This is a genomic window from Sphingomonas sp. PSPC2-2 (assembly GCF_049897725.1).
Taxonomy (GTDB): Bacteria; Pseudomonadota; Alphaproteobacteria; order Sphingomonadales; family Sphingomonadaceae; genus Sphingomonas.
Genome location: NZ_JAFCWU010000010.1, coordinates 1 through 25283, shown reverse-complemented (window position 1 = coordinate 25283; position 25283 = coordinate 1). Strand labels below are relative to the sequence as shown.

The following is a 25283-nucleotide window of genomic DNA, read 5'->3' as shown; positions in this document are numbered from 1 at the left end:
TGGGTGTCATGTCGAAAAGTCGAGGTGACGCAATGTTCGAGCAGACCGGGACGAGCCCCATAGCGATAGGGCGCCGGTGGCGCTTCAAGGTCCAGGGGCTAGACTGCCAGAATGAGGTTCGATTGCTCAGAGAAGCGCTTATCCCACTCGTTGGAGATGAGCGGTTTTTGTCGTTCCAGCCGAAGCTTGGCCTGCTCGACGTCGATGTCGCGTCCGGCCTCACAGTCGAAGCCGTGATCGCGGCCGTATCGACCACCGGGATGACCGCCGAGCTAGATGGTCAGAGCGGTATCTCAAAAGATGCCGCAGGAGCCGACGGTTGCAGAAGCTGCTCGGGTGAACCGGCGCCCGTTGCCCAGGCTCTCCCGGACCATCCGGACGGCGTCATTTTCGAAATCCATGGCATGGACTGCGGTGACGAAGTCGCGGTGCTCAAGCGCGAACTCGGTCCGATCGTAGGGCCGGAAAATCTGTCGTTCGATCTCATCAACGGTCGCATGTCGATCGCGAGCGGTGCCGATCTCTCTCTTCACGCCGACATCCTAAGGGCAGTCGAACGCACGGGGATGCGCGCCGAACTGTGGAAAGAAGGCGAGCGCAGTGCCGGTGCGCCAGAGGAGCAGCGGCGACGCCGGGTTCAGGCCGGGCTGACCATCGCAAGCGGCGCTTTGGTCCTGGTCGGTTTTGCGATTCACGCGCGCGCAAACGGCTTCGCTGCGGTACTGCACGAGAGTCTGGCGCGCGAGGCGCACCCCCCGGTTCTGGCGATGCTCGCTTATTCCTTGTCGGTCCTGTCGGCAGTTCGATACGTCGCACCCAAGGCGATCCTCGCGGCGCGGCGACTCCGGCCGGACATGAACCTGCTCATGCTGGTCGCGGTGGCGGGTGCCCTCGGCATCGGCCAATGGTTCGAAGCGGCGACTGTCGCATTTTTCTTCGCCCTTGCGCTGGCGCTTGAGGCATGGAGCCTGGGACGTGCCCGCCGTGCCGTCGCCGCACTTATGGAAATCGCGCCGGATTCTGCCCGGATACGAGATGCGGCAGGCGTCGAGAAGGACGTACCCGTTGCCGAAGTTGCGGTCGGAACCCATGTGATCGTTCCCCCGGGCGGAAAGATACCGCTCGACGGCTATGTGGTTGCGGGGACGAGCGCGGTCAATCAGGCGCCAATCACGGGCGAAAGCGTACCCGTTACGGTGACGCAAGACGCGGTGGTCTATGCCGGGACCATCAACGGCATGGGCGCGCTCGAGATCGTAACCACCCGGCCAGCCTCCGACACCACGCTCGCGCGTATCGTGCGCATGGTCGGCGAGGCGCAGAGCAAACGGGCTCCGAGCGAACAGTGGGTGGAACGCTTCGCGCGGATATACACGCCGGTCGTGATGGCGCTTTCCCTGGCGGCATTCCTCGTGCCGCCGCTTCTGCTCGGGGGAAGTTGGGCCGCATGGTTCTATCAAGCGCTGGTGTTGCTCGTCATCGCCTGTCCCTGCGCCCTGGTCATCTCGACCCCTGTCAGCATAGTCGCAGGATTGACCGGCGCGGCCCGGCGGGGCGTGCTGATCAAGGGAGGTGTCCATCTGGAAACGCCTGCCCGCCTCACGGCGATTGCGATGGACAAGACCGGCACACTCACGCTTGGCCGCCCCAAGGTGATCGAAATCATACCGATCGGCACCCGGAGCGAATCTGAGTTACTGTCATTTGCTGCTGCCGTTGAAGCCCGCAGCGAACACCCCATTGCGCGCGCAATCCTCGCCATTGCAGCGGAGCGCGGCATAGACGTGGTCCCCGCGAAAGACGTGACGGCTGTCCCGGGCCTAGGGGTTGTTGGCAAGATCAATGATCGCCACGTCTGGGTCGGTTCTGCCATCTATCTTGAACAGAGGCTCGGCGGCGGCGACAGCGAAAAACTGACAACCGCCTTGAAACGTATCGCTGGAGCCGGACTGACTGGAATCGCGGTCTGGGAATCCATGACAGTGATCGGGTTGATCGCGGTGGGTGATGCGGTGCGACCTGAAGCAAGACTAATCGTTGCACAATTACACGCCCTTGGCATCGCTCAAGTGGTCATGCTCACGGGAGATGCTCGCGCGCCGGCCGAAGCGATCGCGCATGAAACCGGCGTGGATGAGGTTTACGCCGAGCTGCTTCCCGAACAGAAGGTCGAGGCGATAGAAAGACTGGTGGCGCAGCACGGCCTTGTTGCCATGGTCGGTGACGGCGTCAACGACGCGCCGGCGATGGCGCGGGCGAGCCTCGGCATCGCGATGGGCGCGATTGGGAGTGATGCGGCGATCGAGACGGCCGACATCGCACTGATGCAGGACGATCTCTCCCAGCTACCGTGGCTCATTCGGCACTCACGAGCGACACTCACCATCATCCGGCAGAACATCGGCTTCTCGCTTGCGGTAAAGCTCGTCTTCGGGGGGCTGACGCTGCTTGGAATGGCGTCGCTCTGGGGCGCGATAGCAGCAGATGTCGGAGCATCGCTCCTGGTCGTGCTCAACGGGCTGCGTCTTATCGATCGCGACCAGCAGGCGCGATAGCCCGGTTACCGAGCGTCCCGAAGCCACGATCTTCGCTCTTCCATCCCGCAAAGGACTACATTGATATGGCCGGCCAATGTACCGCGAGCATCGACACGGGCTTTGTGACATTGGGCTATGCCAAGGTCGCCCTATTGGGCGTGGTGCAGGGCATTACCGAACTTCTGCCGATTTCGTCGACAGCCCATATGCGCGTCGTACCTGCCGTGCTGGGGTGGCGAGATCCGGGTTCGGCCTTTTCGGCCGCGATGCAGCTTGCGGCGCTCGCCGCCGTTATCAGCTATTTTTGGCGAGACGTTCGCCGTCTTGCGGTCGGGTCAGTGTCGGCGATCAGCCGCCGCGAATTCGCCGATCCCGATCTTCGTCTGGCGACCTGGATCGTGCTGGCAACGATTCCTATCGCGCTGGCGGGCGCGTTACTTTCGAGCAGCCTCAATACATGCAACTCACCCCTTCGCGCATTGCCGGTGATTGGCTGGGCGTGCATCTTGATGGCGGTGCTGATGGCGCTCACCGAAATCCTGGCACGCCACCGCCGCAGCGTCGAGAATGCATCACTGGTGGACGCGCTGCTCGTCGGCCTGGCCCAGGTCGGAGCCCTCATCCCAGGCGTCTCACGCTCCGGATCGACTCTCACCGCTGCGCTCGCACTCGGATTTAAGCGTGAAGAAGCTGCGCGCTTTTCATTCCTGTTGGGCATCCCGGCTATCGCTCTCGCCGGATTGAAGGAATTGTGGGAGCTGCACAAAGTCCACCTCGACATGCACGGCTGGTCCATTCTGGCGGTCGGCCTTGGCGTCGCAACCGTTTCAGCATTCGCGGCGATCTGGGCGCTAATGCGCGTCCTCGAGCGCTTCTCCGCCTGGCCCTTCGTCATCTATCGCGGAGTGCTTGGCGTTCTTCTGGTCATCGCGACCACCAACGCCTGGCTAGTCTAAGCGTCAGCCTCCCAACACATCGGGAAATTGGCATGGCAATGCCTCGTCGACGCATCGCGATGCCTATGCCTATGCCTATGCCTAGGAGGTTCACCCAATCTGGTATCAGGCGAATGGTCGTGCAGCTCAGTCAGATGTAGCCACAGTCCGATAGATACTAGATTTCGGCGACGATGAGAGGCGCCGTGACAGGTTCGCCGCTCTTGCAGCAACATCGATCAAATCGTGCTCAATTGGTAGCAGACAATGTTGTGATCAACGGGCATCCGACCTGATCGCCGACGTCGCAGGCACGAACGGTGTCGGCGGAATGGCCTTTGAACGCCATGGTCATTGCTGGCCAGCCCACCGCCAGTATCGGCCGATGCTGGATCGTGAGCTTGTTCGCCTTGGTATCGATCGCGGTGATGACATCGACACCCTGCCCCGTCGTGACGGCAGGCGCCTTCTTGTCCATGCCCGCCATACCGGCATGCCTTTCATATCTCCGCTCATGGATTGAGCGAGGGCCGGACCGGCGGAAGATGGCGGCGGTACGCAATGCGATGCGTAGCGCTCTTATGATGACTTCCTTTTGCTGAGAGGTTGGGGTCGTTTTGGAAGATGGACGTAGCGGCTTGCGCAGCAACAGCGGCTAAGCGGCCGCCAAAACGAACATTGACACCGGCGAGGCTGCCAGCATGCCACCGACTGAGTATGGCGATCCGGCTCATCACCTCCAAACCAGCGCCAGTCCCGAGCAGGACCTGTAGCTTCCCATTGCTTTCGTGTCGAGCTGCTCAGTAGTAGTCGGCAAGCTTTAGAACCCGCGTCGTTCCGTTCGCGAGCTTAAGCGTTACCCGGCTTCCTGCGGGGCCGTAGCGCCATTGCCAAAGCAATCCCCGCGTATAGGAGCTGTCGATAGGACGACCGTCCACGGCTACAACCTGCTCACCGACGGCCCACCCCGCCCGATCCGCAGGGCTGCCGGATGCCACATGCACGACAGTCAGGTCAGTAGTGGAGGCGGCGAGGCCGAGGCCGCTTCGATCCTTCAGCATCGGCAGGCGCGCCCGAGGAGGGGCGGAACGCAACCACAACTGTCCTTGAGACACGTCCAGTACGATGTCGAATTGTCCGAGCAACGGCATCCCCACATTCCCTACCGTGCTCACCGAGGTCCACCGATCAAGGGCGAGCGCCGGAACTAAGGCGCTCGAGAGCGCGCCCAGGCTCACCTTGTCGGCAACGAAGGCCTTGACGATTTGCACTCCCTCGACCCCGCCAAGGGCGGCGGTGGAGACGGTCTTGCCGACGAGAACGGAGTGCGCCTCGATATAGGCGGAGGATAGCATCAACGCCGACGAACTGCCGAAATCGAGCATCAGCGGCACCGGGTCCAGTCCGGCGATGGACGCGAGCACAAACAATTCCCGTTTGGCCCCGTGCCCGAGCGGAAGTACAGTCCATTCCGGACCCCCCACAAAGCTGGCGGTCTTCTCAAATGCAAACCGCCGTGTCGTGAAATCGAGCGCCAGGCAGCCACCCGCTAGTACGTCTGACCCGAGGATCATGTCGATCGGCCGACCAAAGGCGGCCGAAACCGCCCCCAAGTCTGCAACGACTGCGGAGGGGAGGACGGTAGCATGAGTGTCCAGCATCACCGCGACATTACGGACCAGACCAACCGGAGCCTTGCCGCCCAGGCCGTTGATCCGTCGCGGCTCCAGGTTCGTCAAGCCAAGCTTGGCCGCGAGCGGTTTGCTGATAATTGACGCGCCGCTTCCGCTGTCGAGCACCGCGTCGATTGCTACGCCGGACACCTTGGCCGGCACGATCAGCGTGTCGCCGGTTGCGACTTCTATCGGGCGCCAGACCGGAGGCGTAGCGAAGCCGCCCCAAGACCGACCCCGCTCGGTCCTCGCTGCCAATAGAGGAAGCGGAATGCTCGTCATGAGCCCGGCCCCGAGCCACATGATCGCCGCCCGCCGGTCAGCATGCCAAATCGTCTTGATTTCTTCCCTGGGTTCCACCGAATTTCCATTCGCTTCTCACGAGTCGCGGAGAGGTTCGAGCGTTGCTACATGCTCCAGCCCCTCAAGGATCAAGCCCCCCGACCGAAAATGATACGGCCATGCTGCGGGTTTAGCGATCAGAAGCGTTTCGAGAAGCCCGCCGCGAGAAAAGGATGAGGTGGTTTTGTGCCGGCGGCACCCGTCCCGACGCTAAGGTCAATCTGTATATCGTGCCCGATGATGTACGCGGCCCCAACGTCGAAGATCAACGAAGCACGTCCATTCTTCTCCTCGGCATATTGAAGCCCGGTGTCGACGAAAAAATTCAGGATCTTGCTCGGATTGTAGTTCAACGTAGCTGCGAACAGTCCGGCGGCATAGGAGCGCTTCGTGTCGTCCTCGTACACCGCCACGCCGACGTTGGGGTTCAATGACCATTTGTCGACAAAATTCCAGTCGGCCGCCAAGCGGAAATCCCCGGTTGCGCGCGAGTTACGAAAAGCACTGGAACCAGAAGGTGGAAAGACCCGAACGATTGCGCCGATTGATGGCTGGGTCGATCCCACTGCCTTGACGATATTGTACTTCAGACCAATCGAGGACGGCGCAAACCCGCTGCTGTCCGTATCGACTAGGGCCGGGTCGTGCTGGCGCTGCCGAGTGAACGTGTTGCCTTCGACACGGAACTCCCAGTTCTTGCTGAACCCATATCGCAGCAGCCTCGGAATAAAGGTCGTATGCTCTCGTTCATCGCCGTTGCTGCGATACTCGCGCTGGATAGCCGTCTCGAACTGAAAATGACCCCTGGCCAACCGTCGTGCTTCCATCCGCGATCCCGGGCCGATCGGGATTGATGAAGTCGTCGGAAGGGTCCGCATGAGCTGGAGCTGCCACTGCGAACGCCGCAACGATAATGAGCGTTGTTGATGTGCGAAGATGGCAATGGGGCATCGAAAACTTACTCCGCTCCTGGACGCAATCAGTCGGCACCTAAGCGGCTGGCCGCGCTATCGCTTGAATGACCCGGCACTCGGCCATCGTTCGGGCGCAGCACCCGCTCGCGCTCATGGCGCTCAGCTCGTCGCGCAAGGCAGAAAGCTGGCGAAGCCGATCCTCCACACCGACCAGGTGCCGCGCTGCGATTTCCGCTGCTTCCGCACAGTCGCGCTCCGGTTGATCGGCAAGCGCGAGGAGCGAACGAATTTCCTCGATCGAGAAACCGAGCCTTCGCCCGTTCCGCACGAAGTTCAGGCGATCCACGTCGCCGTCACCATAGGTGCGTCTGCCCGAGGATGTGCGCTCAGGTGTTTCGAGCACACCAATTTGCTCGTAAAAGCGGATCGTCGTCACCTTGGTCGCAGTCGCGCGCGCCAACTCACCAATCTTCATCTCGCATTTGCTCCAAATCATTTGCTGCCATCGAACTTTGCGCTTGCTCCTACAGCAGCTAGAGATTGTAAAGAAGCCAGATGATTGACACCCGAATCGTTAACGCGCCCGCCCGCCATGGACGGGGCGAGCGTTGCCCGACCTCACGGTTGACGGCGTGATCGCGCTTCTGTTCCTTCCTTCCGCGTATGAGATCGTCCGCAATGCGCGGACTGAACTCCGGCCGGCAACCTAGAGGTGCGCAGGATGATCGTTCCGCCGCGCGCGGTTTTGTGCGTGCTGAATGCAACGCTGGTCGCGTGCCTCGCTGGCGCGTCGGTCGCGCAGGCGCAAACGGGGTCTCAACCGGGGGTGCCGACGACTTCGACCGAGGGAGAGGTGCTTAGCCTTGAAGCGGCCTTGTCTCAGGGCGGCGCCGCTTCGCCCTCGATCGCAGCATCGACTGCCGGTGTGCAGGCGGTCACGGCCGCCCGTACGATAGCGGGATTGCGCCCAAACCCCGAGGTTCAGCTGCAAGTCGAAAATTTAGCGGGTTCGGGGCAATATCGAGGCTTCCGCAGCGCTGAATCAAGCGTCGGAATTGCGCTGCCTCTGGAACTAGGAGGCAAGCGCAGCGCGCGGCTTGCGCTGGCGAACGCACGACTGACCCGGGCTGAGATCCAGACCGCAATCGCCGTTGCCGACCTTCGGCTCAGGATCACGCAGCTCTATGTCGAGGCGGCCGCAGCCGAGCGTCGTACAGAAGTGCTGTCGGAGCAGTCTGCTATTGCAGCAAATGCCTTGCGGATCGCAAGCGAACGCGTTCGTGCCGGCGCGGCATCGCCAATCGAGCAGCAACGCGCTGATGTCCTCCGGATCAACGCACAGGTCGCTGCCGACAGTGCGGGGCGGCAGGCACAGGCTGCAAGACTAAATCTCGCCGCGCTCATCGGTCGCCCGATCACGGGGCTGCTTGACCGCGCCTGGTTCGATCAGGTCGCAAGTTTCTATGGGCCCGCTCAGCCCGTCGATGTCGAAGAGACTCTCGCTTTTGCCGCTGCCACCGCCGACGTTCGCGCGGCGGATGCTCAGGTCCGACTAGCTCGCGCGTCACGCATTCCTAACATCACGATCAGCGCAGGAGCCCGTCGTTTGGCGGAGACCAATGACACAGCCGCCGTGGTCGGCGTGAGTGTCCCCATCCCGATCTTTAACAATGGTCGGGCCTTCGTCAGTCAGTCGCAAGCCGAGCAGACGCAGGCTCAGGCGCTGCGCTCCCTCGTGGCACTCGATACCCGCCAGGATATCGCCCGCGCGCAAACCGAAGTCGCCAATGCTGCCGCGACTGCACGCGCTACGGGAGGCCCAGGTCTCGCTGCCGCAGCGGAGGCGGCCAGGATCGCGCGTATCGGTTACTCTCAAGGCAAGTTTGACCAGATCGCGCTGCTAGACGCCGAGCGAACGCTGTCTCAAACCCGGCAAGCCTATGTCGATGCGCTTGCCGCCTACCACGATGCAGTGGCGAGATTGCAGCGTCTGACGACGCCAGCCACCCTCGCCAACGGTGAGGCGCGGCAGTGATGAACTTGGAACATAAGCCGGGTTCCGGCCGCACGTGCCTTGGGCATAAGTCGTATGCTCGCGCCTCGTTTTATCTCGGAGAACACCTATGATCCTTCAGGATAAGCGCCTGCTTGGCAGTGCGGCCGGTGTCGCGTTGATCGCCGCGCTCGGTGGTTTCGCGGTTGCCCGCTATACCACGGGCGGCTCGAAGCCCGTCGAGGCCCCGGCCAGCGTTCCTGCGGCTGCATCGGGCAAGGAGAAGAAGCCGGATACCTTGGCAATGACCGCACAAGCAATGCAGCAAGCTAGCATTGCGACTGAAACGGTCAAGGCAGGCGGTCTGGGTGCCGAAATCGTTAGCCAAGCGACAGTGGCAGCCTCCCCTACTGGCGAGGCGATCGTCACAGCGAGAGCCGGAGGTGCGGTGACGCGCTTGCTCAAGCGCCTGGGCGATCCCGTACGAGCAGGCGAAGCGCTCGCGATCGTCGAGAGCCGTGAGGCGGCTCAATTCGCGGCGGATCGCACGGTCGCAGCTGCCAAATCAGCGCTGGCGCAAAAGGCATTGGCGCGAGAGCAATATTTGTACCGGCAGAAAGTATCCGCGCGGGTCGATCTCGAGCAGGCTCAGGCCGGGGCGACGTCCGCGGCGGCCGAGGCGCGACGCGCGCAGGTCGCCGCGGGAGCGGCAAACGTCACAAGCGATGGTCGCGGTGTCGTCGTCGCAAGTCCGATCACAGGGCGCGTGACCGCCGAAAACGTAAGTCTCGGGGCGTTCGTTCAACCCGAGACCGAACTGTTCCGGGTTGCCGATCCTGCGAAGATTCAGATCGAAGCCGCGGTCGGTCCGGCTGATGCTCAGCGCTTATCCCCCGGTGACCGCGCAATCGTCGAATTGCCCGGCGGGCGGACGATCGAGGCGCGCGTGCGCGCCGTGACCCCTGGCCTTAGCGGGGAGACTCGTTCCGCGACTGCGGTGTTAGATGTTCCCGGTTCTCTGCAGCCGGGTCTCGCAGTCCGGGTGCGGCTCCTGCCAAGCCGCGGCGAGGTTTCGAACGCGATTGTCGTGCCAGAAGACGCCGTTCAGAGCCTTGAAGGTCGCGACGTCGTGTTCACACGCACTGCTAAGGGTTTCCGCGCCCAGAATGTCACTACCGGCCAGCGCAGCGCCGGCCGCATCGAGATCGTGTCGGGCCTCTCAGCCGGGCAGACCATCGCCACCAAGAACGCCTTCCTGCTCAAAGCCGAACTCGGCAAGGGCGCGGGCGAGGAAGAATAACAGATGATCGCCAACCTTATCGCGCTGGCCGTCCGTGCGCGCTGGGCGGTCCTGTTCATCTTCCTGGCGATTGCCGGTCTTGGCCTGTGGCAGCTCACCAAGCTGCCGATCGACGCCGTGCCCGACATCACCAACAAACAGGTACAGATCAACACCGTCGATCGGCGCCTCTCGCCGGTCGAGATGGAAAAGCTTGTCACTTATCCGATCGAAACCGCGCTGGCTGGCATCCCTGGACTGGAGACGACCCGTTCGATTTCCCGCAATGGCTTTAGCCAGGTATCCGCAATATTCTCGGAAGGCACCGATCTCTATTTCGCGCGCCAGCAGGTAGGCGAACGCCTGACCCAGGCGCGCGATACGTTGCCCGACGGCGTACAGCCGCAGATCGGCCCGGTTACGACCGGTCTTGGCGAAGTCGTGATGTACACGGTCGAATATGCCAATCCTGACGGCAAAGGCGCGAAAATTGTGAACGGCCAGCCCGGCTGGCAATCGGATCGGAGTTACCTGACGCCCGAAGGCGATCGGCTGACGAATGCGGTCGAACAGGCCGGGTTCCTTCGCACCGTTCAGGACTGGATCGTCCGCCCACAGCTCCGCGCCGTTCCGGGCGTGGCCGGCGTCGACTCGATCGGCGGCTACGCCAAGACATTCGTGGTTGAACCAGATCCGGTGAAACTCTCGACCTACGGTATCTCGTATAGCGAGCTTGGCGAGGCGCTGGAGAACGCCAACCTCGCGGTGGGCGCGAACTACTATAACCGCGGCGGCGAAGGCTATTTGGTTCGGCTCGATGCGCGGGTTCGCTCGGTGGATGAAATCAAGAACGCCGTCGCCGCCACACGCGGCGGTGTTCCCATCACCGTTGGCCAGATCGCCAATGTCGAGAGCGGGGGCGACCTTCGCACCGGTGCGGGCAGCGTGAACGGCAAAGAAGCCGTCATCGGCACCGCGTTGATGCTTATCGGTCAGAACAGCCGCATCGTTGCGCAGGATGTCTCTGCAAAGCTCGAGCAGGTATCGAAGACCTTGCCGCCCGGCGTTACCGTCAAGGTGGTGCTCGACCGCTCGAAGCTGGTCAACGCGACGGTCGCGACCGTGCAGCGCAATCTGACCGAGGGCGCGATCCTGGTGGCGGTCGCGCTATTCCTGTTGCTCGGCAACTGGCGCGCGGCGCTGATCGCGGTGCTCGTTATTCCCTTCTCGTTCCTCATGATGGCAATGGGGATGAACGCCTTTCGCGTGCCCGGCAACCTGATGAGCCTGGGGGCTCTCGACTTCGGTCTTATCGTCGACGGCGCGGTGATCATCATCGAGAACTGTCTGGCGCGGCTAGCGCACCGGCAGGAACATGAGGGCCGGCTGCTCGCCCTTCGCGAGCGGCTTGAGGAGACCATGCGCGCCGCTCAGGAAATGATAAAGCCGACCGTTTTCGGGCAAGCAATCATCCTGCTTGCCTTTGCGCCGCTGCTCATGTTCACCGGCGTCGAGGGCAAGACGTTCTCGCCGATGGCAATCACGATCATGCTCGCGCTGGTCGCGGCCTTCATCCTGGCGCTGACCTTCGTGCCGGCCATGGTGGCGCTGCTCATTCGCGGCCGGGTCGCCGAGAAGGAAGTGTGGCTGATCCGCAAGAGCAAGGAGCGCTATCTGCCGCTGCTCGACAAGGCGATCGCACGGCCGTGGCCGTTCATCCTCGGCGGACTGGCCTTCTTTCTCGCCGCGGTGCCGGCGTTCGGATTGTTGGGCAGCGAGTTCATCCCGCAGCTCGACGAGAAGAATATTGCCCTCGCCTCGACCCGCGTTCCCTCGGTCAACCTCGAACAGTCGCTCGCTATGCAGCGACAGGTCGAGGCCGCCGTGAAAAAACTGCCCGAAGTCGAGCTGATGTTTTCCAAGACCGGCACCGCTGAGGTTGCGACCGATCCGATGCCGCAGAATATGTCGGACGGCTATATCATTCTCAAGCCCCAGGATCAGTGGCCCGCCAGCGTCCATACAAAAGCCGAGGTGATCGAGCGCATTGAGAAGGTGTCACGTGGTCAGCTCGGTCAAATCTATGAAATGAGCCAACCGATCCAACTTCGCTTCAACGAACTGATCGCGGGTGTTCGCGGTGACGTCGCCATCAAGCTCTACGGCGACGACCTCGACAAGATGGCGCAGACGGCCAGCGAGATGGTTCGCGTCCTGCAATCCATTCCGGGCGCGGGCAGCGTAAAGGCTGACCAGGTTGGTGGTGCGCCGACGCTCGACGTGAAGCTCGATCGCGCCGCCATTGCACGCTATGGTCTCACGATGCGCGAAGTGGCCGACACGGTTTCCGCGGCGCTCGGGGGCCGCGAGTCCGGTTTGCTCTATGAGGGCGACCGGCGGTTCGACATCACGGTGCGCGTGCCCGAAACCACGCGCACCAGCCTGGATGACATCCAGGCGCTGCCGGTGTTGCTTCCCGAGAAGGCCGGGCAAGCTCGCCAGCAAGTGCCGCTCTCGCAAGTCGCGCAGATTCGCGTCACCGAAGGCCTCAATGAGATCAGGCGCGAGAACGGCAAGCGCCGTCTCGCCATTCAGGTGAACTTGTTGGGACGTGATGCCGGGTCGTTCGTCGCCGAAGCGCAGGCCAAGATTGCACAGGTCAAACTTCCGGCCGGCTATTATCTCGAATGGGGCGGGCAGTTCCAGAGTCTGCAGGATGCATCTAAGCGGCTTTCGATCGTTGTGCCGCTCTGTTTCGCGTTGATCTTTGGCCTGCTCTACATGGCTCTCGGCAGCTTTGGACGCGCTACTGCGGTGTTCCTGGCGGTGCCCTTAGGATTGGCGGGCGGCGTGTTCACCTTGGCGCTCACCGGCATTGCATTCTCGGTATCAGCCGCTGTCGGCTTCATCTGTCTTGCGGGCGTCGCCGTACTCAATGGCCTCGTGGTGATGACAGCGATACGCGAACGGATCGAGGCAGGGTTTCCGCTCGCTCAGGCGATCCGCGACGGGATGGCCGAAAAGATGCGCGCCGTCGTCATGACCGGATTTGTGCCGGCGATCGGTTTCGTGCCGATGGCGCTCGCGCACGGCACCGGCGCCGAGGTCCAGAAGCCCCTGGCGACCACTGTTATCGGGGGCTTGGTTGCGGCTACCATTCTCACTTTGCTCGTTCTCCCCGCCATCGCCCGCGTGGTGCTTGGCTGGGGCGAACGCGTGGGCAAGCACCGCGATCCCGAGCCGGATGGCGGCGTGGCGGCGCATCCGACCCCCGAGCCGATCTCGACATGACACAGGAGGCGAGCATGAGCGAACATACCAAATTGCTCCGCATCTACACCGACGAGGCCGCCTATTACGGCGACCGCAAGGTGCTCGAGGTGGTCGCATCCAAGGCGCGTGACGCCAGACTCGCCGGCGTGACCGTGCTTGAGGCGCTTATTGGGTTCGGGCGATCGGCGCATCTTCATCGCAGGCATGTACTCGAAAGCGATCGAGCCGTGGTGATCGAGATCGTCGATTTCGACGCTCGTTTGCGGGCGTTCGTGTCGGACCTGTCCGACGTGCCAGGGATAGGATTGATGACGCTCGAAGCAGTGGAGGTTCTCGGGTCAGAGCTTTCGGTCAGCAGTATACAACCAGAGTGAGGTTTGGGATCAGGGTGAGGATCGTTCTTGGCGACTGATATTCCTTCCGCTTCGTCTCCACGGCCATCATTGCGCCGCTTTGCCCTGTTGCTCGTGCTGGTCGGGGCGGCAATGATTCCCGCCGTGATCCTGCGGATCGAAGGCTGGCGTCCCAACCCGCTGCTCGACACGTTCGTTTTCGGAGCGGCTATCCTCGCTGCGGGGTTCCTTTTGTCATGGGGCGCCGAGGCGGCCGAGAAGCGCATTTCGGCAGGGTTGATCGTGGCGATCGTCGCGCTGATCACCGTGCTCCCTGAATATGCCGTGGATTTTTACTACGCCTATTCGGCGGGCGCGAACCCCGGATCGAATTACGTCCATTATGCCGCGGCGAACATGACCGGCGCAAATCGGCTGCTCGTCGGCCTTGCCTGGCCGCTTCTGGTATTGCTTCACTGGCGGCGAACGCGGGATCGCGCCATTGAGTTACGGCCCGCGAACCGAACCGAAATCCTCTTTCTGCTTCTGCCAAGCATCTATGCCTTCGCGATCGTGGCGAAGGGCCGAATTTCACCCATCGACACCATCGTCCTTATCGCGCTGTTCGGGGTGTATATGTGGCGCGCCAGTCGGAAGGAAACTGGCGCAGACGCTGATGACGACGATGACGACGATGACGACGAGCCTGGCCCGGCCGCGGCGCTCATGCTGCTTTCACCCCTTCGCCAATGGTTAGCCATGGGAGCGCTGACGATCGTCGCAGCCGCGATTATTCTTGTATCCGCCGAACCTTTTGCAGAGTCGATGATCGACTCGGGCCGCCTTTTGGGGTTCGACGAGTTCTTGCTGATCCAGTGGCTCGCGCCGCTGGCCAGCGAAGCGCCTGCCGTCGTCGTGGCGGCGCTGTTCGTGCTGTCGGGCCGCGCCGCGTCCGGCCTCGCGACGATGATGTCCGACAAGATCAATCAATGGACTCTGCTAGTCGGCATGTTGCCGCTGGCGGTCAGCTTGGGCGCGGGGCATCTGACCAGCCTCCCGCTCGACACACGCCAACACGAGGAATTCTTCCTCACTGCCGCACAGTCGTTATTCGGTATCGGCTTGCTGCTGCGTCTTCGCCTCAGTCTGGTGGGTGCGGCGGCGCTCGCTACCCTTTTCGTCGCCCAGGTGGCTTTGGCGGTAATCTGGCAGGGTGACGAACTGCGTATCGTCAACAGTCTGACGTGGCTGGCTTGGGGCTATCTGGCGCTCGCGGCTGGCCTGTTCTTGACGAACCGCAAAGCGCTTGGCGCGCTTTTCAGGAAAACAGGCTAGTGAGACGGCCAGCGTCGTTGAACCGACACGGCCGGCCCGCCGGCAAACGTAGGAGGTGGAGTCGTTGTTTGACCAACTCGCCGCTCCGGTCCTCGACAGCCCAGCCTCTAGGCCGGGGAATACGCCGCAGCGCGAGGGTGAAGCCATGACGAGGGCTGCCACCTGGCTGGGCGCAGGGCTCGCCCTGACCGTGGACCAGGTGACCAAGCCGGCGGCCTTCGAGCTCGTTGCAAGCCACGGCGCGATACCCGTCCTCCCCTTCCTTACCATCACGTCCAGCATGAACGCCGGCGTTGCCTTCGGGATCGGCACAAGGGTGCATCCGATCCTGCTGATCGGGGTCGCGGCGACCGTCACGGCTCTTCTCCTCGCGATGATCCTGCGGTCGGCGAGTCCTCTCTACCGCGCCGTGCTGGGCATGATCCTCGGCGGCGGCATTGGGAATATCGCCGACAGGCTGCGATTCGGCGCCGTACGCGACTTTATCGACCTCCACTGGGGCGGATCTCACTGGCCGACGTTCAATATGGCAGATGCTTTCATCACCGTTGGCTTCGTCATCATGCTCATCGCCTGCGACGAGTCCAACGGGCATTTGAAGCCGCGATCCACCCGTTGCGGGAAGAACTGATGTCAGAAGCGGGGATGAATGAGGGAGCGCCACCCATGACAGGCCACTTCCTGTCGATCTACCGACAAGGCTTTGTGAGGGTCGCCGCTTGCTGCCCCCTCTGCAGGATCGCGGAACCGGCGTTCAACCTCGAGGAAACACTGAGGCTCGCCCGCAGAGGGAGTGATGAAGGGGTCGCGCTGATGGTCTTCCCGGAGCTCGGGCTGTCGGGCTATTCGATCGACGACCTCCTCCATCAGCGGGCCCTGCTCGACGAGGTCGAACGACGACTTCTGGAGCTGGTCGCCGAAAGTAGCGATCTCCACCCGGTCCTCCTCGTCGGGGCACCGCTGCGCCGTGAGGGGCGGCTCTACAACTGCGCCATCGCCATTCATCGGGGTCGAATTCTCGGCGTCGTGCCGAAGGGGCACCTGCCCAACTATCGGGAGTTCTACGAGAAGCGTTGGTTCGCCTCCGGGCGGGACGTGCGCGGCGAGATCTGCCTCGGAGGCGAGCCCGTTCCGTTCGGGATGGACCTCCTGTTCCAGGCGGAGGATGTCGACGGCCTGATCTTCCACACCGAGATATGCGAGGATGCCTGGGCGCCCGCCCCGCCCAGCGACTTCGGCGCGCTCGCCGGCGCGCTGATCCTGACGAACCTCTCTGCCAGCAACATCGTGGTGGGCAAGGCAGACACACGGCGACGCCTCTGCGAGGTCCAGTCCGGCCGCTGCTGGGCCGCCTACGTCTACTCGGCGGCTGGACACGGGGAGTCGACAACCGATCTAGCCTGGGATGGCCAGGCCTGCATTTACGAACTCGGGGCCCAACTCGCGGAGACGGAGCGCTTCAGCGCAGAGTCCCAGATGGCCGTCGCGGACATTGACATCGAGCGGCTGCAATTGGAGCGCATGCGGACCGGTACGTTCAACGAGGCGGCAATCGCCAACGGCATGCCGGACCGGCGCTTCCGTCGCGTGTCCTTCGTTCTCCAGCCGCCCGCTGGCGACTTGGGCCTGCGGCGACGCATCGATCGCTTCCCCTTCGTACCTAACGATCCAGCCCGGCTCGATCAGGACTGCTACGAGGCGTTCAACATCCAGGTGACCGGGCTCGCGAAGCGCCTTGAGACGACCGGAATAAGCAAGATCTGCATCGGCGTGTCCGGAGGGTTGGATTCGACCCACGCCCTGATTGTCGCGGCGAAGGCATTTGATCTGCTCGGGCGTGCGCGTACCGACATCCTCGGCTTCACGATGCCCGGCTTCGCCACCAGCAGCAGGACCAGGTCCAACGCGCATTCGCTGATGAGCGGGCTCGGGGTGACGGCCGAGGAAATCGATATCACGCCGCTGGCCAACCAGATGCTTCGCGATCTGCGGCACCCGTTCGCGAGCGGGGAGCCGGTCTACGACACGACCTTCGAGAACGTGCAGGCGGGGATCCGGACCGATCTCCTGTTCAGGGCCGCCAACCAGCGCCAGGGCCTGGTGCTCGGCACCGGCAACATGTCGGAGCTCGCACTCGGCTGGTGCACCTACGGCGTCGGCGACCAGATGAGCCACTACAACGTCAACGGCTCGCTTCCGAAGACCCTCATTCAGCACCTCATCCGGTGGACGGCGTCGAACCGGCTGTTCGACGCCCAAGTGACCGACATCCTGCTCGACGTGCTCGGGACGACTATATCGCCGGAGCTCATCCCGCAGGCATCCGAAGGCCAGTCGCAGAGTACAGAGGAAAAGATCGGCCCCTACGAACTCCACGACTTCTGGATCTACTATCTGACCCGATTTGGGCTGCGCCCCTCCAAGATCGCCTTCCTAGCAATGCACGCTTGGCAGGACGCCTCCGCGGGCAACTGGCCGCCGGGCTTTCCGGAGGACCAGAAGCGCTCCTATGATATACCTGCCATCCGCCACTGGCTCGACGTTTTCCTGCGCCGCTTCTTCGCCAACCAGTTCAAGCGATCCGCCCAGCCGAATGGGCCGAAGGTCACGACTGGCGGCTCGCTGTCGCCGCGCGGCGATTGGCGCGCGCCCTCGGACGCCAACGGCCAGCTCTGGATCGATGAGCTTTGCAACAACGTGCCCGAGGACCTCAACGCGGCGGACGTGTCTCCTCTGACGCAGGAACCACCTGCGGTAGCCGCGGAGGGCAGACCCATTGTCCGATGAAATCCGATACCATACGGCCCGGTGGCTGCGCACCGGCCGTCCGCACCTCGGGGCGCCCGGCGACATCGTCGTCCCGAGCACGGCGAAGAGGCAGCCCGACGTGGGTGCGACGGAGGCGCCGTTGCGGGGCGGCCCCCATCCAGGGCGCGGAGGGGCGGCGACGATCCATCGGCAGGCAAGCTGGAGCGAACGACAATGGCTGAGCATCCGAAGCCTTTGACCATGGCCGCAGAACGGTCGGGAATACGAAGGGAGGGCCGGGTGGGTCTTCCTGATGTGCGCAACGGTCCTGGGTGTCGCCACTTTGTGGCTTCCCGAACAGATTGAGCTGCCACGGGAAACTGCCCCGCGGCTCGCGTTTGCCGCCCGCGAAAGCCTCCTCGTAATGCTGTGGGTCGCCATCGGTGTCGGGATGGTGTCGACCATCCGGCGCTACTCGGCACATGACAATCCCGGCTCCGCCTTCGCTCCTCCAAGCGAGCGGCTGAGGGTGCCGCTCGCATTTCTTCAAAACACGCTTGAGCAGGCGACGATGACGAGCATCGCCTTTCTCGGGCTCTCCACCGTCGATGGCGACGCTCCGCTCGGCTTCATCACCGGCGCCGTAGTCCTGTTCGCGGCAGGACGGATCGAGGTGCGTGGCATGCCACTAAATGCCCAGTGTCGAAACCGGTCCAGCCTGAGCAAATATTCCGGGCGCATTGGCGGAAGCGCTTGACCTTTGGCTGAAAGATACAGTCCTCCGGCGACGCACCACAAACCTCATCAGGTTCGCCAGGTTTGACGCCAACGATACCGCGTCTGTCCCCAACGCGAACAGAGCTCCGACGATCAAATTATGGGCAAGCCAAAATGGAGCCCCCAGGAGGAAGAGCCCCTTCATACGCGTAGTCGATGTCTGCAAGCGCGCCAGACTACCCAGCGAGCTCCCCGTCAATGCCAGCGCAGACGGTATGCCGTGCCATGTCACTACCGAAAGGAAAGACAATATAATGAGGCTGGCTCCGTAGAGTCGCACGACGACATAGCGATCACGCACCGATGCCGAAACGACGAGCTGCGCGCAGGAAATGAGGCACGCGATCGCCGCCGTAGGAGATCCCAACATCAGAAAATACATCGCGAAGGCGGCAGCGCCTGCACTCTGAATTTGGACGACCTTTTTATAGTCGCTGAAAAACGGCCAGCTGATGACGCACAAAAGAGCCATGCAACCGAACGCGGTGGCAATCACGACGGCCCCCGCGCGGTTGTTCCTGTGTTGATCTGCGTGCCGCGCTCAGCTCTGTCTTTTCCCATAGCTGAAGCGTGAAGGAACGAGGTTAATTACGCTTTAATGGCCCTCATGAAATCGACCATTCAAGGCTTCTTTTGGATTGCTGTCACCTCACCCGCACTGCCAACAAGCGTGACATCAAAATCGACCTTGTCGCCGACCTTGGCGGCATCGGTGATCCCAGGCGCTGCCTTGAACGCCATCGTCATCGCCGGCCATTTGGCTTCCGGGATCGGGCCATGGTCGAGCGTGATCGTGCCTGCCGCCTTATCGATCTCCTTCACCGTCCCCTGTCCCTTGGCCTTGATCGCGGATGTCGCGGAGGGCGCCATTGCCATATTCGCCATATCGCCGCTCATCGCCGCATCGGGCGATGCCTGATTGGTCTCGGTCGCGATAGGTGCTTCCGCTTTTTTGCCGCACGCGGCGGTCAGGGCGGCGAGGCCGAGGGCGATAGTCAGTCGTGCATAGTTCATGGTCTTCTCCTTGCATGTTAGGCGGGTTGATGGGTGGGCTTGGTCTTGGTCTTGGGCTTGCGCAGCAGCAGATAGGCGGCGGGCAGAACGAACATGGAGAGCAGCGGCGCGGTCAGCATGCCACCGATCATCGGCGCTGCGATCCGGCTCATGACCTCCGAGCCCGCGCCCGAGCCGAGGAGGATCGGCAGCAGGCCGGCAAGGATCACCGCGACCGTCATTGCCTTGGGGCGGACGCGGAGAAGAGCCCCCTCTCGAACCGCCGTCTCGACCTGGCTCGCATCGGGATCGTGGCCGCGCTCTTCGAGCGCGTTCTTGAGGTAGATCAGCATCACCACGCCGAACTCGGCGGAGACACCGGCGAGGGCAATGAACCCGACCCCGGTCGCAACCGACTGGTTGAAGCCAAGGAGGTACAGCGTCCAGATACCGCCGGTGAGCGCGAACGGCAGCGTGCCCATGATCAGGGCAGCTTCGTCGAAGCGCCCGAAGATCATGTAGAGCAGCACGAAGATGATCAGCAGCGTCGCTGGCACCACCAGCTTGAGCTTGTCGATCGCCCGCTGGAGATATTCGAACTGGCCTGAGTAAGCGATGCTGACGCCCGGCGAGAGTCTGACCTGCTTCGCCACCGCCCTTTGCAGATCGCCGACCACCGAGGCGAGGTCGCGCCCGCGCACATCGACATAGACCCAGGTCGATGGCCGGGCATTCTCGGTCTTGAGCATCGGCGGCCCTTCGGCGATCGATATGTTCGCAACTGTACCGAGCGTGATCTGCTGCCCCGAAGGGGTCAGGACCGGCAGTGTCCGCAGACCCTCCAGGCTGTCGCGCAGTTCGCGCGGATAGCGCACGGTGATCGGATAGCGGGCCAGCCCCTCGACAGTCTCGCCGATCGTCTCGCCGCCGATCGCGCCCGAGACGATCGCCTGCACATCGGTGATGTTGAGCCCGAACCGCGCGGCGGCAGCGCGGTCGATATCGACATCGACATAGCGCCCGCCGGTCAGCCGTTCGGCGAGGGCAGAGGAAACGCCCGGCACGGTCTTGGCGACCGTCTCGACATCATGCGCGATGCGATCGAGCTGGGCGAGATCGGCGCCCGACACCTTGACCCCGATCGGGCTCTTGATGCCGGTCGCCAGCATGTCGATGCGGTTCCTGATCGGCGGCACCCAGACATTGGCGAGGCCGGGCAGCTTCACCGTGCGGTCGAGTTCGTCGACCAGTTTGTCCGGCGTCATTCCGGGACGCCATTGGTCGCGGGGCTTGAACTGGATCGTCGTCTCGAACATCTCCAGCGGCGCCGGATCAGTCGCGGTCTCGGCGCGGCCGGCCTTGCCGAACACGCTCTCGACCTCGGGCACCGTCTTGATCAGCCGGTCGGTCTGCTGGAGCAGTTGCGAGGCCTTGGCCGCAGAGAGGCCGGGCAAGGCCGAGGGCATGTAGAGCAGGTCGCCCTCGTCGAGATTGGGCATAAACTCACCGCCGAGCCGGGTGAGTGGCCAGGCCGTTGTCGCGAAGACCAGCGCAGCGATCACCAGCACCGCCTTCGGCTTTCGCATCGTCCAGTCGATCGCGGGGCGGTAGAGGTTGGTCAGCCAGCGGTTGACCGGATTGGCCTGCTCGGCTGGGATGCGGCCCCGGATCAACCACCCCATCAGGATCGGAACGAGGGTCACCGACAGGATCACGGCGGACGCCATCGCATAGGTCTTGGTGAAGGCGAGCGGCGCGAACAGCCGGCCCTCCTGCGCCTCCAGCGTGAACACCGGAATGAACGACAGCGTGATGATCAGCAGGCTGAAGAACAGGGCCGGGCCGACTTCGGCCGCGGCTTCGGTGACGACGATCCAGCGCATCTCGCCCTCGAGATGCTCGTCCGGATGATCCTGCTCCCAGCGCTCGATCTTCTTGTGGGCATTCTCGATCATCACCACGGCCGCATCGACCATCGCGCCGATGGCGATGGCGATGCCGCCCAGCGACATGATGTTGGCGTTCACGCCCTGAAACCGCATGACGACGAACGCGGCGAGCACGCCCAAGGGCAGGGTCAGGATCGCCACCAGCGCCGAGCGGACGTGCCAGAGGAACAGGCCGCAGACGATCGCGACGACGATGAACTCCTCAATTAGCTTGTGGGTGAGGTTATCGACCGCGCGATCGATCAGTTGCGAGCGGTCATAGACCGTCACGACGTCAACGCCGGGCGGCAGGCTTGCCTTCAGGGCGGCGAGCTTGTCTTTGACCGCTGCGATCGTTTCGCGGGCATTCTTGCCCGAGCGCAGGATCACGACGCCGCCGGCGACGTCGCCTTCGCCGTTCAACTCAGCGCTGCCGCGCCGCATCTCCGGACCGATCTGGATCGTGGCGACGTCGCCTAGCCGGACCGGAACGCCACCGCTTGCTGTCTTCAACGGGATCGCCCGGAAATCGTCGAGCGTCTTCAGATAGCCCGAGGCGCGGACCATATATTCGGCTTCGGCCATCTCCAGCACCGAGCCGCCCGACTCCTGGTTGGCTTGTCTGATCGCCTGGACTGCTTGTTGATGGGTGACGCCGTAGGCAGCGAGCTTCACTGGATCGAGCAGCACCTGATATTGCTTCACCATGCCGCCGATGCTGGCGACCTCGGCGACGCCGGTCACGGTTTTCAGCTCGTAGCGCAGGAACCAGTCCTGAAGCCCGCGGAGCTGCGACAGGTCATGCCGGCCGCTCCGGTCGACCAGCGCATATTCATAGACCCAGCCGACGCCGGTCGCATCGGGACCGAGCGCGCTACGCGCGCTCGCCGGCAATCGTCCCTGCACCTGGTTGAGATATTCGAGCACACGGCTGCGCGCCCAGTAGAGGTCGGTGCCGTCCTCGAAGATCACATAGACGAAGCTGTCGCCGAAGAAGGAGTAGCCGCGCACCGTCTTCGCCCCTGGCACCGACAACATGGTGGTGGTGAGCGGATAGGTGACCTGGTTCTCGACGATCTGCGGTGCCTGGCCCGGGTAGCTGGTGCGGATGATGACCTGCGTGTCGGAGAGATCGGGCAGCGCGTCGATCGCGGTCGATCGCACGGCCCAGACGCCCACGCCGATGAGGGCCAGTACGCCGATCAAGACGAAGAAGCGGTTCCTGACCGACCAGCGGATGAGATGAGCGATCATTGGCCCGCCACCTTGGTCATACGTCGTATCGTTGGCCCCGCGGGAGGCCGGTCGAAGCCGAAGCGAACGCGGTCCCCTGTCTTCAGGCCACGCGGAATCTTCGGATCGGGAAGCTGGAACGTCATCGTCATCGCCGGCCAGCCAATCGCCGGCACGGGCTCGTGGCTCAGCGTCACCGAATTGGCGGTGATCTGTTCGATCTTGCCGACGGTCTCGTAAAGCGTTCCCGTAGCCGCGGGCTTCGCGGCGGCGGTTGGCGTGGCAGCTCCGATTGGCCGCGCTTCGACACCGGACAAACTTGCCTCGGAATCAATCAGGAACTGGCCCGAGGCGACAACCTTCTCACCTTCGGAGAGCCCGGCGAGGATTTCGGTGTCATCGCCGGATTCCCTTCCGATTTGCACCTCTGCGGGTCGGTAGCGGCCCTTGTCGAGGGCCAGCATCACCAAGGTCCGCTTGCCGGTGCGGATCAGCGCTTCGGAGGGCACAAGTAACGCCGGTTGCGTGGCTCCACCGAACGAGACGGTAGCAAACATGCCGGGACGCAGACGTCCTCCGCGATTGGGCAGCTCGATCCGGACAGTAAGGGTGCGGCTGTCGGCCTGAGTCTCGGGCAGGATCGCCGAGACACGGCCCGACAAGGTCTCGCCAGGAAAAGCGGCAAGCGTGGCCTGCACGGTTTGTCCGGGTTTGAGCGGACCGGCGATCGCCTCGGGTACAGCGGCATTGAGCCAGACCGTGCCGAGGCCATTGACCTCCGCGAGCGTCTGGCCTGCCATCATGGTCATGCCCGCCCGCACGTTCAATGTCTTGATGACCCCGCGGGTGGGCGTAGAGATTGTGATGACATTGTGCGGCCGTCCCGCTCGCTCGACCGAGGCGATCGTGCCCGACGACATGCCGAGCAGCATGAGCCGCTGGCGCGCGGCCTGGGTCAGCGCCGCGTTGCCGGTGCGGCGGACCGCAAGGAATTCAGCCTGCGCGCCGCCCCATTCCGGCACCAGTAGGTCGGCAAGAGGTGCCCCTGCCCCGATGATGTCGCCAGGTGCGCGCGCATAGACGCGCTGGACGAAACCTCCAGTGCGTGCCTGGACGACTGCGATATCACGCTGATTGAAATCGATCGTCCCCGTCGCGGTCACGCTACTCGCCAAAGCGCCACGTCGGACCAGGACGGTGCGCAGCCCGAGCGCCTGAGACGCGGAAGGATCTATTGAAATCCCCGGCGCTGCCGAGCCTGCCCCCGCCTCATCTGCATAGCGGGGGATCGTCTGCATCCCCATCGACGAAAGGCCGGGACCGTCATGATGTTCGGCCGGGATCATCGGGTCGTACCAATAGAGAATCTTGCGCGCGGCGGGCTTCGCGCTCTCCGGATCGTGCGAACCTTCCCATTGTTGGGCCACGGTAAAACCGATCCCGCCAGCAGCGAGCGCAAGAAGAGCAGCGGCACCAAGAAGGCGGCTGCGGGTAATTGTAACTTGGCTCATCGCGGTGCGCTCCCGTAAGTAAAGTTCAATCCGGCTCCGTCCGCTGCGACCTTGGCTTCGCGATCAACGGTCGTCAGGGTGGCATCGGCGAGCGCGGCAAAAGCGTCCGCGACGTCAATCAGACTGGCGCGGCCCGCACCATAACTCGCTGTTTCCAACTTCACGCGCTGCTCGGCGAGCGGTTGCAGCGTGCCCTGCGCGCGCATCCACTGCTCATGATGCATGACATGGTCGGCGATATCAGCGTCAAGGTCGGCGGCAAGCGTGCGCCGCGCGGCCTCGCGTTCGGCCAAGACCCGCCCGGCACTGGCCTGGGCCGCCGCGATCCCGGCATTCTGGCGATTGCGGGTGAAGAACGGCAGGCTGACCGTCACGCCGGCCGAGATAAAGTCGCCGAAACGGGGGTCGCGGCGTTGATAGGCCAGGTTGACACCGAAATCAGAGCGCCGACCGGCGTCGGCCACACGCACATCGGCATCCGCCTGGTCGGCCTGGGCATCGATCATCTCGATGGTGGGATGGTGATCAAGGCCGGCACGCAGCTTGGCGGCATCGACCGGGAATTCAGGGATTGGTCCAGCGATCTCAGGCGCGGGATCGCCTGTCCAGCGGGTCAGCGTCGCGCGGGCGCGCGCCACGTTGGAGACCAGTTCGCTGCGGCGATCCTGCATCGCCGCGACCGCCTGCTGACCGGCAAGCGTCTGCGCCGGCCGTGCGTTGCCCGAGGCGACAGCCCCCGGCGTCGTTCCCACCACGCGCTCGAGCCGGGAGAGAACATCGTCGAGAGCGGCAAGCCGGCGTTCGGCGTAGGCGAGATTGATCCAGGCAAGCGCGGTGCCCACCTCGACGGTGCGCGCCTCGACCGCGGTATCGGCCTCGGCCACCTTGATGTCGCTATCGGCGCGCGCCTGCTGGGCATGGCGCTTGGCGAGGTTGGGAATGTCCTGGGACACGCCGACCCGCGCCATGGTGAAATCGTCGCGATTGGGCTCGAACGCGAGCGGTCCCGAGATCGGGAAGCTTTCGACGCTCACGCCGAGCGTCGGATCAGGCAGAGCTCCGGCCGCGCCGCGCGCGTAACGCGCGGCATCGGCGCCGAGCGCCTTGGCCTTGATCGACGGGGCTTCCTGTCGGGCGCGCTGGAGCGCAGCTTCGAAGGTGAGCGGACCGGCGAATGCAATGCCGGGGATCGCCGCAAGAAGCGGCGCGCAAAGAAACAATCGCATGGAAAACTCCTGATCGGAGGGTCAGGCCGGCATCGCGCAATATGACAGGCATGTCAGTGGCGGCGGGATGGGGGGCATCCCGCCGCCACTGCTGGCCTAGCCGTCTATGCGACCTGTAGCGGCCAGAACCTGTGCTTATACCAACCTGCATTGATCACGACCCACGCGCCCATTTGCGGCGTCCGATTGTCATGATGCGCCATGGCTGATCAACCAGCCTGTTCCAAGCCTCGCAGCAAAGGTCGATGATGTTG

General features: G+C 63.3%; 19 protein-coding genes. 10 read left to right on the top strand and 9 right to left on the bottom strand.

The genetic code is table 11. The annotated features are described in order from the left end of the window. Positions 1-32: 32 nt before the first annotated feature. The gene (locus tag ACP7BY_RS16700; protein WP_249340854.1) at positions 33-2555 is read left to right on the top strand and encodes a heavy metal translocating P-type ATPase; all 2523 of its coding nucleotides are present in this window, start codon (positions 33-35) and stop codon (positions 2553-2555) included. A 65-nt stretch (positions 2556-2620) separates the two neighbouring features. Beyond that, on the top strand, positions 2621-3493 hold the full coding sequence (locus ACP7BY_RS16695) for an undecaprenyl-diphosphate phosphatase (RefSeq protein WP_010405564.1): 873 nt from the start codon (positions 2621-2623) through the stop codon (positions 3491-3493). A gap of 229 nt (positions 3494-3722) precedes the next feature. Here ACP7BY_RS16695 and ACP7BY_RS16690 read toward each other — a convergent pair whose 3' ends face one another. From ACP7BY_RS16690 to ACP7BY_RS16675, 4 genes are all read right to left on the bottom strand, one after another. After that, positions 3723-3959, bottom strand: coding sequence for a copper-binding protein (locus ACP7BY_RS16690; protein WP_010405563.1), 237 nt, complete (start codon positions 3957-3959; stop codon positions 3723-3725). Positions 3960-4272: 313 nt separating this feature from the next. Continuing rightward, on the bottom strand, positions 4273-5505 hold the full coding sequence (locus ACP7BY_RS16685; protein WP_231564856.1) for an aspartyl protease family protein: 1233 nt from the start codon (positions 5503-5505) through the stop codon (positions 4273-4275). 119 nt (positions 5506-5624) lie between these two features. Continuing rightward, positions 5625-6365, bottom strand: a complete 741-nt coding sequence (locus tag ACP7BY_RS16680; RefSeq protein ID WP_126849019.1) for a transporter — start codon at positions 6363-6365, stop codon at positions 5625-5627. Between the two features lie 112 nt (positions 6366-6477). Continuing rightward, complete coding sequence (locus ACP7BY_RS16675) at positions 6478-6876, bottom strand: MerR family transcriptional regulator (RefSeq protein WP_033963081.1); 399 nt, start codon at positions 6874-6876, stop codon at positions 6478-6480. A 279-nt stretch (positions 6877-7155) separates the two neighbouring features. Between ACP7BY_RS16675 and ACP7BY_RS16670 the strand changes: the two genes are divergently transcribed. The 8 genes from ACP7BY_RS16670 (at position 7156) to ACP7BY_RS16635 (ending at position 18118) form a co-directional block, all read left to right on the top strand. After that, a complete protein-coding gene (locus ACP7BY_RS16670) occupies positions 7156-8436 on the top strand; it encodes a TolC family protein (protein ID WP_033963168.1) in 1281 nt (426 codons plus the stop codon). Between the two features lie 88 nt (positions 8437-8524). After that, the gene (locus ACP7BY_RS16665) at positions 8525-9694 is read left to right on the top strand and encodes an efflux RND transporter periplasmic adaptor subunit (RefSeq protein WP_010405553.1); all 1170 of its coding nucleotides are present in this window, start codon (positions 8525-8527) and stop codon (positions 9692-9694) included. A gap of 3 nt (positions 9695-9697) precedes the next feature. Further along, entirely contained in the window at positions 9698-12964 is a 3267-nt protein-coding gene (locus ACP7BY_RS16660) for an efflux RND transporter permease subunit (protein ID WP_010405552.1), read from the top strand. A 14-nt stretch (positions 12965-12978) separates the two neighbouring features. Further along, the gene (locus ACP7BY_RS16655; RefSeq protein ID WP_010405551.1) at positions 12979-13320 is read left to right on the top strand and encodes a DUF190 domain-containing protein; all 342 of its coding nucleotides are present in this window, start codon (positions 12979-12981) and stop codon (positions 13318-13320) included. Positions 13321-13347: 27 nt separating this feature from the next. Then, positions 13348-14613 carry a sodium:proton exchanger gene (locus ACP7BY_RS16650; protein WP_245535557.1) on the top strand — a complete coding sequence of 422 codons (1266 nt, stop codon included), beginning with the start codon at positions 13348-13350 and terminating at the stop codon, positions 14611-14613. A gap of 64 nt (positions 14614-14677) precedes the next feature. Further along, on the top strand, positions 14678-15244 hold the full coding sequence (gene lspA / locus ACP7BY_RS16645) for a signal peptidase II (RefSeq protein ID WP_126849018.1): 567 nt from the start codon (positions 14678-14680) through the stop codon (positions 15242-15244). A 35-nt stretch (positions 15245-15279) separates the two neighbouring features. Then, complete coding sequence (locus ACP7BY_RS16640; RefSeq protein ID WP_081988567.1) at positions 15280-17400, top strand: NAD(+) synthase; 2121 nt, start codon at positions 15280-15282, stop codon at positions 17398-17400. A 274-nt stretch (positions 17401-17674) separates the two neighbouring features. Then, a complete protein-coding gene (locus tag ACP7BY_RS16635; RefSeq protein WP_010405543.1) occupies positions 17675-18118 on the top strand; it encodes an MAPEG family protein in 444 nt (147 codons plus the stop codon). Here the strand turns inward: ACP7BY_RS16635 and ACP7BY_RS16630 are convergent. The 5 genes from ACP7BY_RS16630 to ACP7BY_RS16610 all read right to left on the bottom strand — a co-directional run bounded on the left by ACP7BY_RS16630 (position 18050) and on the right by ACP7BY_RS16610 (position 25029). Further along, complete coding sequence (locus ACP7BY_RS16630; protein ID WP_269430243.1) at positions 18050-18634, bottom strand: YgjV family protein; 585 nt, start codon at positions 18632-18634, stop codon at positions 18050-18052. The two genes, ACP7BY_RS16635 and ACP7BY_RS16630, sit on opposite strands and share 69 nt — an antisense overlap. A gap of 125 nt (positions 18635-18759) precedes the next feature. Continuing rightward, complete coding sequence (locus ACP7BY_RS16625; protein WP_010405537.1) at positions 18760-19152, bottom strand: copper-binding protein; 393 nt, start codon at positions 19150-19152, stop codon at positions 18760-18762. A gap of 17 nt (positions 19153-19169) precedes the next feature. Continuing rightward, on the bottom strand, positions 19170-22313 hold the full coding sequence (locus ACP7BY_RS16620) for an efflux RND transporter permease subunit (protein ID WP_033963083.1): 3144 nt from the start codon (positions 22311-22313) through the stop codon (positions 19170-19172). Continuing rightward, positions 22310-23803 carry an efflux RND transporter periplasmic adaptor subunit gene (locus ACP7BY_RS16615; RefSeq protein ID WP_010405530.1) on the bottom strand — a complete coding sequence of 498 codons (1494 nt, stop codon included), beginning with the start codon at positions 23801-23803 and terminating at the stop codon, positions 22310-22312. Before ACP7BY_RS16615 ends, ACP7BY_RS16620 begins: the two co-directional genes overlap by 4 nt. Continuing rightward, a complete protein-coding gene (locus ACP7BY_RS16610) occupies positions 23800-25029 on the bottom strand; it encodes a TolC family protein (RefSeq protein ID WP_066112623.1) in 1230 nt (409 codons plus the stop codon). The genes ACP7BY_RS16615 and ACP7BY_RS16610 overlap by 4 nt, the downstream gene beginning before the upstream one ends. Positions 25030-25283: the final 254 nt, after the last annotated feature.